Source organism: Campylobacter sp. W0014 (assembly GCF_020135975.1).
GTDB lineage: Bacteria > Campylobacterota > Campylobacteria > Campylobacterales > Campylobacteraceae > Campylobacter_D.
In genome coordinates, this window is record NZ_JACHTR010000006.1 from 69,274 (window position 1) to 83,024 (window position 13,751).

The window sequence follows — 13,751 nt, forward strand, 5'->3', positions numbered from 1 at the left end:
ATTTTCGCTTGTTATTATACAATAAATATTATTGGATTTGAATGCTTCGTTCTTTTTTTATCTCTAAAAAATGGGCTCTATGGGCTTACTTAGGGCTTTTTTTACTTTTATTTTTTTTATACTTGCAAACAAGTTTTAATGTGGCACTCAATTCTTGGTATAATGACTTTTATAACACCATCCAAAAACCAAAAATTAATGCCATTATTTTAAATTTTGACGAAGCAAAATTCAAGCAAGATTTTAAAATCACGCCTTCTTTACTTAGAGAACTTGACATTGACTCTAAAGACTATAATCAAAGTGTTGTGTATGAAAAAGCCAAAGCTAAAAAAATTCAAGAAATCCAAAATGAAAACAAACAAAGACTAAATATAGAAACCACGCAAAATTCATCTTATATTGACAAAGATGTTTTTAGGCAAATTATCCAAATTTTAGAAGAACAAAAAGATTATAAAGAACAAAACTTAACGCAAATTTCTCAAAAAATTAAAGATAAAAATTTATCCTTAGATCAAATTAATTCAGTAGTGCAAAGCATTATAAAAGCAAAAGAACAAGCTAAAAATTCTTTTGAAAATGCTAATTTTATTAATAAATTTGCAATTTATTATTATCAAAATTTATTAAAATATTTTCTTCACACACCCGCTGTACTTGAAAAACCTTTTTATGATTTACAAGATTTTTATTCACTCATTTTTGTTTTTTTAGGCATTGCCATCCCTTATGTTCTCATTGCAACAATTAATATTTATTTTGCAAGTATTTATGCTTTTAAATGGCGAGAAGCTATGACTTTTTCTTATTTAAAATTTTGGAAAAATAAAAATGATAATATCGAAGGAAGCTCTCAAAGAATTCAAGAAGATGTTTATAATTTTTCTAAAATTGTAGAAAGTCTTGGACTTTCGTTTGTAAAAGCTTTAATGACTCTTATAGCTTTTATTCCTATTTTGTGGAATTTAAGTGATTTAGCTACTAAGGCATTATTTTTAAATTTAGATGAAAATTCAAGTTTTTATTTTTTAAAAAATACAGATGGATTGCTTGTTTATGTTGCTCTTTTTATCTCTTTGGGTGGTTTGATAGCTTCTTGGTTTATAGGGATCAAACTCCCAGGACTTGAGTATAATAATCAAAAAGTAGAAGCAGCCTTTAGGAAAGAATTAGTCTATGCCGAAGATAACCGAGAAAAATTTGCAAAAAATGAAACCATAATAGAACTTTTTACTGGGCTTAAATTTAGCTACAAAAGACTTTTCTTGCATTATGGCTATTTTAATATTTGGCTTATTTTATTTGAGCAAATTATTGTTATTATTCCATTTTTAATCATGGCTCCAAGTCTTTTTGGAGGTATTATTACGCTTGGAATTGTGATGCAAATCAATAATGCATTTGATCAAGTCAGAAGTTCTTTTAGCGTTTTTATCACAAATTGGACAACTATTACTCAACTTAGAAGCATTTATAAACGTTTAAAAGAATTTGAAATTAATATAGATTATGAAAAATCTTTAAAATAAAATTAAGCAAAAATTTTACTTTTAATTGTGTATAATTAAGTATTTTATTTTAAATTACAAGGAGTTTCATTGGACCCCAGTCAGGTTTTTGATTTAAATCAAACTTTACCTTCTTCATCTTTTGATTTAGGATATTCTATATTTATGGTTTTTGTTGCACTATTTTTAGTGTTTTTGAATGGATTTTTTGTTTTATCTGAATTTAGCATTGTTAAAGTAAGACGGACAAAAATCGAAGAAATGATTAAAGAAAAAAAATCAGGCGCCAAAAAGGCATTAGAAGTCACTTCCAAACTTGATACTTATTTGAGCGCTTGTCAATTAGGTATAACCTTAAGTTCCCTTGCTCTAGGTTGGATCGGTGAGCCAGCCATTGCAAAAATGCTTGAAACTGCTTTATTAAAATTAGGTTTTAATGCTGTTCTTATCCATACCATCTCTTTTATTATCGCCTTTAGCATTATCACTCTTTTACATGTGGTTTTAGGAGAACTTGTGCCAAAATCTATCGCTATTGCTATAGCTGATAAAGCTGTGCTTTGGATAGCTAGACCTTTAAATTGGTTTTGGATACTCTTTTTACCTTTTATTAAAATTTTTGATTTTTTAGCAGCAATTAATTTAAAAATTTTTGGAATCAAACCCGCTAAAGAAAGCGAATTAACCCACAGCGAAGAAGAGATTAAAATCATCGCAAGTGAAAGTCAAAAAGGTGGTGTTTTGGATGAATTTGAAACTGAAATTATCCGAAATGCAGTTGATTTTTCAGATACAGTTGCAAAAGAGGTTATGACGCCTCGTAAGGATATGATTTGTTTAAACAAACAAAAAACTTATGAAGAAAATATGCAAATTATTTGCGAGCACAAACACACACGTTTTCCTTATATAGATGGTTCTAAAGATAGTATTTTAGGTATGATTCATATACGCGATATCGTCCAAAATGAACTCAATTCTAAAAGTAAAAATTTAGATTCTTTTGTTAAACCTCTTATTTTGGTTCCTGAAAATATCAGTATTTCAAAAGTCTTAGTAAGAATGAATAAAGAAAGATCTCATACTGCGCTTGTTATTGATGAGTATGGTGGCACGGCTGGAATTTTAACCATGGAAGATATCATGGAAGAAATTATCGGTGAGATTAAAAATGAAAACGAAGAAGATAGTTATAAAAAACTTGCTGATAATATTTATGAATTTCAAGGACGTTGCGATATAGAAACCGTCGAGGAAATGCTTTTAATCAGTTATGATGAAGATCTTGAACAAGTCACCATAGGAGGTTATGTTTTCAATCTATTGGGTCGTTTACCAGTGGTTGGTGATCGTATAGAAGATGAACTTTGTTATTATGAAGTTAAAAAAATGGATGGAAATTCCATAGAACGGATTAAGATTGTAAAAAAAACCGGCAATGAAGAAGTAAACTGATCTTACTTCTTCTTATAAACATTGTTTTTTATTTCTATACACTTAAAACCTTCTTTATTTAAAGTCACCACGCGTAAATAACCCCCAGCATCAATTTTTCCTTCACATAAAAAAACACGCTTTGCAATTTGAGTTGGTAGTTTTTCTCTGTTTCTATGTCCAAAAATTTGATAAATATTTTCTTTATTTAAATTGCAAAACTGATTAGCAATACTTTGACTATTTTCACAATGTCCCACCCCATAAATGAAATCATAGCTTGGCATAAAGCTAATCTGCCAAGGTTCTGAAGGCAAGACATTTACACCTCCATGAGAACAAAAAATCAATTTATCTCCAAATTTATAATACAAACACTCTTTCAAATAAGGATAAAATTTTTGCGCGTCACTTGGAGTGAGTTTTTCTTTTTTAAAATCTTTTAATGTATTTTCATTAAATTCCTTAGAATTAGCAAATTCTCCATTTGCCCATTTTATAAGATATCTTTCATGATTTCCCTCTAGCAAGCACACATTTTCTTTTTCGCAAATTTTTAATAAAAATTTCAAAACCTTGCCATTTTCTATACCTCTATTGATATAATCTCCTAAAAAAATATAATACTCATCTTCTTTAATTTTTTTAATATATTCTCTTAAAACGCTATAGCATCCTTGTATATCTCCTATATGGTGAATCTTTTTATAAGCACTTAAATTAGGAGTTTTATAAAGACATTCTCTCCAATTTTGAGGAGTTAAAATCCGATATTTTTTAGGAGTTTTTTCCAGTAAAAAATGCATCCTTTCTAAAAGGGCGTAAGGGATTAAAAAACCTTTTTCTTTAGCCTTTTGTATATTTTTTGTAAAACATTGCTCTAAAGAACTTTTAAATTCCACAATATAGACTGTATAGCGATATTTATTCGCTAATTCTTTATAATTTTTCAAAACTTGATCATAAGCATTAATAATACAAAATTCACCCTTTTGCATACGCAATTCTAAAAGGGTGAATAAAATTTTATAAAGCTGAATATCGTTTTTAGTGTTTAAATTTCTATATTCACTTGCAACTTCTTTCACGCTTCCAGAAAGCAAACGAAAAAAATTTAAATCAAGCGTATAATCTTGTAATTGATTTTGAGCAATAAATTCTTCTTGTCCTGCGTAATAATTTCCTCGCAATATGAGTAGAATTCGCAACTTTTTACCTAAATTTTCTTTAAAAATTCTGTTTTAAGAACAATAGTGCCAAATTTATCCACCTTGGCTTCAATTTCATTATCTTTTGAGCTTAATTTAATATTTTTTATGGTTGTCCCTCTTTTTAAAGTAGCACTAACCCCTTTTACTTTAAGATCTTTGATCACACTTACACTATCTCCTGAATTTAACTCAACTCCATTAACATCTTTAGGCATCTTTTCCCTTTCTTTGATCTAAAATATTTAACATTTGAACGATTAAAGCAAAAACCATTGCTACATAAACATAAGCTTTATCTATGTGCAAATCAAAACCTTCAGCCACCAAAACACCTCCAATTAACACTAAAAAAGTCAGTGCTAAAATTTTTATACAAGCGTATTTTTCAACAAAATTAGCAATAGGCTTAGACGCAAAAAGCATCACCCCTACAGCAATAATCACTGCTATAATCATGATTGTAACATCTTTAGCAATTCCTACGGCAGTAATCACACTATCTAAAGAAAATACTATGTCTATAATAGCTATTTCAGCTACAACTACCCAAAGTTTATTGCTTGCCTTAAACTGACTTTCATTTTCTTCTTTATGTAAAATTTGATCCTTAATTTCTTTCATAGATTTTATAATTAAAAAAAGCCCTCCAAGTAAAAGTACCAAATCTCTACCTGAAATTTCATTACCCAAGATATCAAACAAAGGCTTTGTGAGCTTCATAACCCAAAAAAGCGATAAAAGAAGTAAAATTCGCGTGATCATCGCAAAAGCAAGACCTAAAATACGCCCTTTATCTCGAGATTTTGGAGGTAACTTAGCCACCAAAATAGCTAAAAAAATGATATTATCAATCCCAAGCACAATTTCAAGTGCGGTTAAGGTGATCAAAACAATCCAAGAATCAAAACTAAAAATCCACTCAAACATTTATTATTCCTTTATGATTACTTTTCAAATATTTTTACCACGCTACTAGGTAAAATCTCATATTCTAAGTTATGAATCTTTTCTTCAAATTCATTAAAACTCATTCCTTCTTTTTCAAAAGCTTTTTGAGCAATGATTTTTCCACCATCAAGTTCTTCGCTGACCCAATGCACACTCACTCCAGCTACCTTCATATCGCTTTTAAAACTCTCTTCTATCGCATGAGCTCCTTTAAAAAGTGGAAGTAAAGAAGGATGAAGATTGATCGCTTTAATATTTTTTGTAAAAACAGGACTTAAAATTCTCATAAATCCAGCTAATATCGTTAAATCCGCGCCACTTTGTTGAATTTTTTCTACTAAAACTTGATCAAATTCTTCCCTAGAAGAAAAATTTTCATGCTCCACAATCACACTTTCAAGTCCGTATTTTTTAGCCCTTTGTATGCCAAAAGCATTTTTTTTATTACAAAGACAAAGCACCACTTCATAAGTATTGCTTCTTATAGTTTTTTGGTGGAGTTTTTCTAAAATATTTTCCAAATTACTCCCATTTCCACTAAAAAGAATCGCTAATTTTACAAGCATTTTAATCCTTTTACAAGTTTTATAGCATCAAAGCTATTTTTATTAAATTTATATTTTTTAGCAACCAAAGCATGTGCCAAACAAGCATTTTTAGCTGCTTTTAAAGCTTTAAATTTAACTCCCAAAAGCGCGGCTATCATTCCGCTTAAAACATCTCCGCTTCCACCTTTTGCTAAAGCTTCATTGCCTAGATTAATCACAAATATTTTCTCTTTTTGTATCACAATAGGATTTGCTCCCTTAAGAACTAAAACACAATTATAATTTTTGGCAAATTTTTTCGCATAAAAGAAGCGATTTTTCTGCAAATTCTCCACGCTTAATTCTTCATCGAAACACATTTTCCAAAGTCTTACAAATTCCTTTGGATGTGGAGTAATCACAACATCTTCTCTGTTTAAATACCACAAAATCGCTTCACTTAAAAAACAATTTGCATCCAAAACCAAAGGAATATTTTGCAAAGTCTCATCTTTTAAAAAATCCAAATTTTCAAGCCCCATACCTAAAGCTATAGCTGTAGCTTCATTAGAAATTTTTTGCTTTAACATTAAAAGTGGAGAAAAAGTTTTTTTAGCAACCAAAGATACAAGACCGCTTCCAAAATTAAACGCTCCAAGTCCTGCTAAAGTTCCAGCACTTGAATTTCCAACTATATAAACATGGCCAAATTTGCCTTTATTGGAATTTGCATTTCTTTTGATCGTTTTTAAATCTTTCTTTTCTAAAAGCTTGCTTTGTGGTTTAGGGATAAATTTTTTCATTTTTATACCTAAATTTAAAAGCTTTATTTTTCCTACAAACTCCTTAGCAAAATCTTCAAGTAAAATTTCTTTTAAAGCACCCATACAAGCTGTAATATCGGCTTTAAAACAAGGATTAAAACCTAAATTTGTAGGTATATCACAAGCTATTTTTAAGGCTTTACTTTTATTGATTTTTTCTAACAATGCACAATACTGTTCATCCAAAGCCCTATTAGATCCTGTGCCCAAAATACAATCAACAATGATTTTAAATTTGTGAATTTTAGGTTCTTTTTTCATCATTTTAAAACCAAAATTAGTTAAAATTTGCTCTTGCTGTTTAAAAATATCGTTTTCTTTAAAACCTAATTTATAAGCTTTAGCTTTTTTAAGATGTCTTATGGCAACAAGTCCATCTGCTGCGTTATTACCACCGCCTAATAAAAATAAAATTTCAGAATTTTTAACCCCTAGTTTTTTAGCTTTTTGCGAAATAAGTCTTGCTAAGGCTATACCTGCATTTTCCATTAAAATAATTTCACTTAAGCCTTTATTTATAGCATTTTGTTCTAAAAGTCGTATATTATCAGTAATAGCTTTCATCGTCTTTAGCCACTAAAAAATAAATATTTTTTTCTCTTTTTTCTTTAAATTTTTTCATTTTAGATAAAAATTTTTGTATCAAAGCGCGAAAATTTTTAAATCCATAATTTTGTGGATTAAAATCAGAATATTTTCTATTCATATTAGTGCGAATTTGAGCATACTCTGCACGACCCTTTTCATCGATAAGTTGCTCTGTGATATTGATCAAGGTTTTTAAATAATCATTGCTTAAAACAGTTTTTTTCTTTCTTTCATCTTGATCTAAATAAAAAAATTCACTAAAAGCATTGACATAAGATTGTATCGATTTTTCAAGTCCCATACCAATGACTTGTTTTTTATTTTCTCTAAGTTTTTGTATAAGCGAAGTATAATCACTATCGCTTGAAACAATGACAAAAATATCGATATTTTTCTCATAAAATACACTCATAATTTCTGTAATCAAATACATATCGCTAGAATTTTTATTGGCTGCAAAATTAAATTGCTGCATGGCAATGAGTGAGTATTGCGCGATTTGCTCTTTCCAATTTTGGATATTTTTTTGAGTCCAATCCCCATAAATTCGCTTAATAATAATCTCGCCATAATCTGAAGCGATATCAAAAATACTTTTAGCGTATTTTGCGGGAATATTTTCAGCATCAATAAAAATAGCTATGCTTTTATTTTCCATCATTAACCTCTTATCCTAAAACTTAAAGTTTCTAAAATATGACTTTTATTTATGATTTCTTTCTCTTGCAAATCCGCTATACTTCTTGAAACCTTTAAAACCTTATTAATAGATCTTAAAGAAAGATTATAACGAGAAATTGCTAAATCAAGGGTATCTTTAGCATCTTTTTCTAAGGGGCAAAAATTTTGTAAATCCTCATCTTTTAATTTTCCATTAAATTCTTTCTGTCCTCGCTTTTTTCCAAAAATAAAGCCTTGCAAAATTTTTTCACTCATTTCTTTAGAGGTTATACTTGCTTTATCATCTTTGCTGATTTCATCCATGGCAACATACAAATCGATACGATCCATCACAGCAGATGAAATATGATTTTTGTATTTTTTAATTTCATTATCCGTGCAAGTGCAAGATAAATTTTTAGAAAATAAATTAGCACAAGGGCAAGGATTTTGTGCCGCAACAAAGCTAAATTTTGTTTCATAAGTGGTTTTAGAATTTACCCTTGAAATATGAATTTTATAATCTTCCAAAGGCTCTCTTAAACTTTCTATGATTTGTTTATTAAAATGTGGAAATTCATCAAAAAATAAAACCCCTCCATTTGCAAGCGCTACCTCTCCAATTTTAGCATTTTTAGCACCCCCTCCAAAAATACTGGCTCTAGTAGAGGTGTGATGTGGATGACGAAAAGCTCTTGTTTTAGCAAATTCGCATTCTTTAGAATTTAAAGACATGTAAGCATTTTGCATTAAAACCTCACTCAAACTTTGAGGAGGCATGATATAAACTAAACGTTTTGCACACATACTTTTGCCACTTCCTGGACTTCCTTCAAAAAGTATATTATGCATTCCAAGCGCAGCAATCATACAAGCTTTTTTAGCTTTTTCCTGCCCTTTTACATCTTTAAAATCTAAATCAAATTGATTATTAGGGATAAAAATTTCATCATTAATTTTTAAAGGATTACTAAATAAAGGATGATTTTGTAAAAATTTAAATTTTTCATAATTTTTTTCTTTGAAAAATTCAATCGCCTCATTTAAATTTTCAAGTCCATAAATTTCTAAGTTAGGGATCATAGAAGCTTTTAAAGCTATGCTTTTTGGCGCAACGACTTTGGCATGATTGATTTTAGCGGATAAAAACAAAAGAAGAGAAAAGAGTTCATTTGTGCTTTTTATACTTCCATCAAGCCCCAATTCTCCCACTACAAAAAAATCGTCCAATTCTTCATTTTGAAGTAAAATAAGTACAGCAATAGCTAAATCAAAATGTGACCCTCTTTTAGGGATTCCCGATGGGCTTAGATTGATAGTAATTTTTTTAGCTGGAAATACAAAATCACAACTTAAAAGCGTCGCTTTTATACGCTCAACACTTTCTTTTATCACTGTATTTGCAAGCCCTACTATGCTTAAATTAGGCAAGCCTCTTGTAAAAGTTGATTCTACATCAATAATATCTAAATTTTCATCATAACTGATGCATTTTAACTTTTTCATTTAGCTTTTTTTTGATTTTTCAATTTCTTTTTAAAATCCTTATCAAATTTTTGCCTTTTTAAAAAAGAAATTTTTTCTATAAACAAATGCCCATTTAAATGGTCATTTTCATGCTGAATAGCTACAGCTAAAAAATCTTTAGCTTCTAATTCTTTATGTTCTCCAAAACGATCTTGATACTTTAACAAAATATGATTATAGCGTCGCACCTCTTCAAAAAAATCAGGAATACTCAAACAACCTTCAGTATAAATGATCGTTTCTTCACTTAAAGGGATAATTTCAGGATTAATGATTTCAAGCAAATCTTCTTTTTTCTGCTCTCCATTTTCATCTACAATATTAACCAATAAGGCTCTTAAAGGGATATCAACCTGTATAGCGGCCAAACCCACTCCTTGACTTGCGATCATCGTTTCATACATATCATCAAGCAAATCATGTAAATTTGAGTCAAATTCCACAACAGGTTCTGATTCTAAAAATAATCTAGGATTAGGATAAGTAATAATCTTTCTAATCATAAAATTTCATCACCTTAAATTATTTAAAACTTTTTTCTAAAACCTTATCGATTAAACCATACTCTTTAGCTTCTTGCGCTGACATGAAAAAATCTCTTTCTGTGTCTTTGGCGATTTTAGCAACTTTTTGCTTAGTATTTTTAGCCAAAATATCATTAAGTATAGTCTTAAGTCTTAAAATTTCTTTAGCTTGAATTTCTATATCTGTTGCTTGTCCTCTAGCACCACCTAAAGGTTGATGGATCATGATTCTTGAATTTGGCAATGCAAAACGTTTGCCTTCTGTGCCACAACTTAATAAAAACGCCCCCATAGAAGCTGCTTGACCTATGCAAATAGTACAAACATCTGGCTTAATATAATTCATAGTATCATAAATACTAAAACCGCTTGTGATCACTCCACCTGGAGAATTAATATAAAGATAAATATCTTTTTGTGGATCTTCAGCCTCCAAAAAAAGAAGTTGGGCTACAATTGAAGCGGCAAGATCATCATGAATTTCACCGCTAAGCATAACAATTCTATCTTTTAAAAGTCTAGAATAAATATCATAACTTCTTTCCCCGCGACTTGATTTTTCAATGACATAAGGAATAACCATTATTTATCCTCTTTTTGTTTTTTACTTGATTTTTCTGTTTTTGGCATAAAAATATCATTGAAAAGTTTTTCTTCGATTAAAGCCATTTTTACAGCTGGCAAAGCTCCTTGTTTTTTATAATTATCCAAATGTTCTTTTGGGTTCATTCCATAGCGATATGCTTCAAAATAAATCGCTTGAACAAGCTCTTGATCACTTACTTCTATTTTGCGAATTTTTGCAAGTTCATCAATAATAAAAGTTAATTTTACGCTTTTTTGCGCTTCTTCTTTAAAAGAATCGCGTTTTTGTTGATATTTTTCTTTATCAGCCTTAATCTCTTCAATTTCTTTTTCACTAAAAGTATTAAATGCTGCACGGAATTGCATATCTGTTTCTTGCTCTACTATACCGCGTGGCAAATCAAAATTATATTCTGCAATTAAAGCATCTGCGAATTTAGCCTTTAGCTCATCATTTACGAGTTTAAATAATTTTTCATTTTTAATTTGCTCTTTTAATTTCTCTTCTAAAAGCTCTATACTTGGTTTTTCTTCATTTGGTAGAAGTTTTTTAACCATTTCTTCATCGAGTTCTGGCATTTTAAGTTCTTGAATTTCATGAAGTCTTACTTTAAACACTGCATCTTTTCCTGCCAAATGAGGAGCTCCGTATTCTTTAGGAAAAGTAACATTGATATCTTTTTCTTCTCCTATTTTCATTCCTATCATGCCTTCTTCAAAACCTGGTATAAATTGCTTAGATCCTATTTCTAAAATATAATTTTCAGCTTTTCCACCATCAAAAGGTTTTTCATCTACAAAACCTTCAAAATCAAATTTAGCAAAATCTCCCTCTTTTAAAGCTCTTTTTGTTTTAATAGCTTCAGGGGTTGCAAATCTTTTTAATAATTCTTCTTTTTTCTCATCAATTTCTTTTTTTGTAACTTTAGGAGTTTGATACTCTGGAATAAGTTTTTCATAACCATCTAGCTTAAGTTCTGGTTTGAAAGAAAGTGCCAATTCTGCAATTATCTCTCCATTCTGGCGATCAAATTTTTCAAAATAAGGCTCGCCAACAAGCTCTTTTGCCTCTTTTTTTAATTCTTTTAAAGCATTATCTACAGCAGATTTAAAAAGATTTTGTTCTGCATCTTGAGTCAATTCTTTTTCATATCTTTTAAGCACAGCTGCGACTGGAACTTTTCCAGGTCTAAAACCATCCATTTTTATATTTTTAGAAGCTTTTTTTGCCAAATTTTCTACTTCATTTTTAATCATTCCCGAAGGAATTTTTACACTAGCAGTCGCATTTACAGAATCTAATTGCTTTGCTTTTACTTCCATGATTATTTTTCCTTATAAAATAAAATTTAGCTTTAATAATAGCAAATTTTTCCTTATTACTTGCATAAAATTTTAAAGCAATTTATGATAAAATGACAAAAATCAAAAACTGCTTATGGAGATAATTTTGCAAAAAGAGTTTGAAAAATGTATAACAACTATACTTGAATCCATAGGAGAAAATCCAAATAGAGAAGGATTGCTAAAAACTCCTAATCGCGTTTTCAAGGCTTTTCAATTTTTAACTAAAGGCTATAATGAAAATATTAAAGATGTTTTAAATGACGCCTTATTTCAAAGCTCTAACAATGAAATGGTTTTAGTCCGCGATATCGAATTTTATAGTCTTTGCGAACATCATCTTTTGCCATTTTTTGGACGCGTCCATGTAGCTTATATTCCCGATCAAAAAGTCGTGGGCTTGAGTAAAATTCCTCGTCTTGTAGAAGTTTTTGCGAGGCGTTTGCAAATTCAAGAACAACTTACAGAGCAAATTGCTGATGCACTCATGGAAAATGTTAATGCAAAAGGAGTAGGCGTTGTCATAGAAGCACGTCATATGTGCGTAGAAATGCGTGGGGTTCAAAAGGTTAATTCCACTACCTCTACTTCGGCTCTTAGAGGGTTATTCTTAAAAAATGAAAAAACACGTAAAGAATTTTTTGAGCTTATCAATTCCCCTAAACAGGTTCGTTTTTAATGAATTTAGAAAAACTTCGCTCCAAACTCGGTAAAGAAAATTTAAGTGCTGTTTTTGGAGAGATTACAAAAATATCAGCTACAAGTATAGAAATTCGCGGACTTAAAACAGGAGTTGGCGATATCGTTAAACTTGTTTCCAATGAAAATCCAAATTTAAATACTTTAGCTATGGTTGTAGAAATAAAAGAGCAATTTAGCTATCTAAGTCCTTTTAGCTTTATAGAAGGTTTTAAGATCGGAGATCGTGCTTTTATCAGCGATGCTGGGATGCAAATAGGAGTGAGTGATGAGCTTTTGGGACGAGTGGTTGATCCTTTTATGCGCCCTAAAGATGGGAAAGCTCCTATTGAAGTGAGTAAATACATGCCCATCATGCGCGCTCCTATTGATGCGATGAAAAGGGGGCTGATCGAAGAAGTTTTTCCTGTAGGTGTTAAAACTATTGATGCTTTATTAACTTGCGGAGTAGGACAAAAATTAGGTATTTTTGCAGGAAGTGGGGTAGGAAAATCTACCCTTATGGGAATGATAGTTAAAAATTCAAAAGCACCTATAAAAGTAGTGGCCCTAATCGGCGAAAGAGGGCGTGAAATCCCCGAATTTATACAAAAAAATTTAGGTGGAAAACTTGACGATACAGTCATCATTGTAGCAACAAGCGATGATAGCGCTTTAATGCGTAAATATGGTGCGTTTTGTGCGATGAGTGTAGCAGAATATTTCAAAGAACAAGGCAAAGATGTTCTTTTTATCATGGATAGTGTAACGCGTTTTGCTATGGCTCAAAGAGAAATAGGACTTGCCCTTGGCGAACCTCCTACGACCAAAGGATATCCTCCTAGCGTTTTAAGTCTTTTGCCTCAACTCATGGAAAGAACTGGAAAAGAAGAAGGAAAAGGAACTATTACAGCATTTTTTACCGTGCTTGTTGATGGCGATGATATGAGTGATCCAATCGCTGATCAAAGTAGATCTATTTTAGATGGACACATAGTTTTAAGCAGAGAACTTACTGATTTTGGAATTTATCCACCTATTAATATACAAAATTCAGCTTCAAGGGTTATGGGAGATATCATTACACCCGAACACAAACTCTTAGCAAGAAAATTTAAAAGACTTAATTCTTTATTAAAAGAAAATGAGGTTTTACTCCGCATTGGTGCTTACCAAAAAGGAAGCGATAGAGAGCTTGATGAGGCTATCGCTAAAAAAGATTTTATGCAAAAATTTTTAGGGCAAAATCCTGAAGAAAGTTTTGAATTTGATGAAACCATAAAACTTTTAGAACAAATCGATTCCACTCCTCAACCCACAAATGCAGGTAGCATGAATGCCGTTTTACCAAATCCAAACCAATCTTAATCATATAAGTCTTATTTTTATT

General features: G+C 30.5%; 14 protein-coding genes. 4 read left to right on the forward strand and 10 right to left on the reverse strand.

The features are described 5' to 3' along the window. The first annotated feature begins 41 nt into the window (after positions 1-41). A complete protein-coding gene (locus H2277_RS03355; RefSeq protein WP_337200965.1) occupies positions 42-1,532 on the forward strand; it encodes a putative transporter in 1,491 nt (496 codons plus the stop codon). A gap of 69 nt (positions 1,533-1,601) precedes the next feature. After that, positions 1,602-2,966, forward strand: coding sequence for a hemolysin family protein (locus H2277_RS03360; protein ID WP_337200966.1), 1,365 nt, complete (start codon positions 1,602-1,604; stop codon positions 2,964-2,966). A 2-nt stretch (positions 2,967-2,968) separates the two neighbouring features. On the opposite strand, the gene H2277_RS03365 is transcribed toward H2277_RS03360, so the two are convergent. The 10 genes from H2277_RS03365 to tig are packed head-to-tail and all read right to left on the reverse strand — an operon-like array spanning position 2,969 to position 11,662. After that, the gene (locus H2277_RS03365; protein WP_337200967.1) at positions 2,969-4,153 is read right to left on the reverse strand and encodes a metallophosphoesterase; all 1,185 of its coding nucleotides are present in this window, start codon (positions 4,151-4,153) and stop codon (positions 2,969-2,971) included. Positions 4,154-4,161: 8 nt separating this feature from the next. Continuing rightward, entirely contained in the window at positions 4,162-4,371 is a 210-nt protein-coding gene (locus H2277_RS03370) for an alkylphosphonate utilization protein (protein WP_337200968.1), read from the reverse strand. Beyond that, positions 4,364-5,083, reverse strand: a complete 720-nt coding sequence (locus H2277_RS03375; protein WP_337200969.1) for a TerC family protein — start codon at positions 5,081-5,083, stop codon at positions 4,364-4,366. Before H2277_RS03375 ends, H2277_RS03370 begins: the two co-directional genes overlap by 8 nt. A gap of 17 nt (positions 5,084-5,100) precedes the next feature. Continuing rightward, positions 5,101-5,670, reverse strand: a complete 570-nt coding sequence (purN, locus tag H2277_RS03380; protein WP_337200970.1) for a phosphoribosylglycinamide formyltransferase — start codon at positions 5,668-5,670, stop codon at positions 5,101-5,103. Beyond that, entirely contained in the window at positions 5,661-7,019 is a 1,359-nt protein-coding gene (locus H2277_RS03385) for an NAD(P)H-hydrate dehydratase (protein ID WP_337200971.1), read from the reverse strand. Before H2277_RS03385 ends, purN begins: the two co-directional genes overlap by 10 nt. Beyond that, positions 7,003-7,701, reverse strand: a complete 699-nt coding sequence (locus H2277_RS03390; RefSeq protein ID WP_337195898.1) for an NYN domain-containing protein — start codon at positions 7,699-7,701, stop codon at positions 7,003-7,005. The genes H2277_RS03385 and H2277_RS03390 overlap by 17 nt, the downstream gene beginning before the upstream one ends. A 2-nt stretch (positions 7,702-7,703) precedes the next feature. Further along, on the reverse strand, positions 7,704-9,209 hold the full coding sequence (locus H2277_RS03395) for a YifB family Mg chelatase-like AAA ATPase (protein ID WP_337200972.1): 1,506 nt from the start codon (positions 9,207-9,209) through the stop codon (positions 7,704-7,706). Continuing rightward, positions 9,206-9,733: a peptide deformylase gene (def, locus tag H2277_RS03400; RefSeq protein ID WP_337195900.1), complete on the reverse strand. Its 528-nt coding sequence runs from the start codon at positions 9,731-9,733 to the stop codon at positions 9,206-9,208. Before def ends, H2277_RS03395 begins: the two co-directional genes overlap by 4 nt. 19 nt (positions 9,734-9,752) lie before the next feature. Further along, positions 9,753-10,337, reverse strand: a complete 585-nt coding sequence (gene clpP / locus H2277_RS03405; protein ID WP_337200973.1) for an ATP-dependent Clp endopeptidase proteolytic subunit ClpP — start codon at positions 10,335-10,337, stop codon at positions 9,753-9,755. Further along, positions 10,337-11,662, reverse strand: coding sequence for a trigger factor (gene tig / locus H2277_RS03410; protein WP_337200974.1), 1,326 nt, complete (start codon positions 11,660-11,662; stop codon positions 10,337-10,339). The genes clpP and tig overlap by 1 nt, the downstream gene beginning before the upstream one ends. A gap of 127 nt (positions 11,663-11,789) precedes the next feature. Here tig and folE point away from each other — a divergent pair, with 127 nt between their 5' ends. Then, positions 11,790-12,362: a GTP cyclohydrolase I FolE gene (folE, locus tag H2277_RS03415; protein WP_337200976.1), complete on the forward strand. Its 573-nt coding sequence runs from the start codon at positions 11,790-11,792 to the stop codon at positions 12,360-12,362. Next, the gene (gene fliI, locus H2277_RS03420) at positions 12,362-13,729 is read left to right on the forward strand and encodes a flagellar protein export ATPase FliI (protein ID WP_337200977.1); all 1,368 of its coding nucleotides are present in this window, start codon (positions 12,362-12,364) and stop codon (positions 13,727-13,729) included. Before folE ends, fliI begins: the two co-directional genes overlap by 1 nt. Positions 13,730-13,751 lie beyond the last annotated feature (22 nt).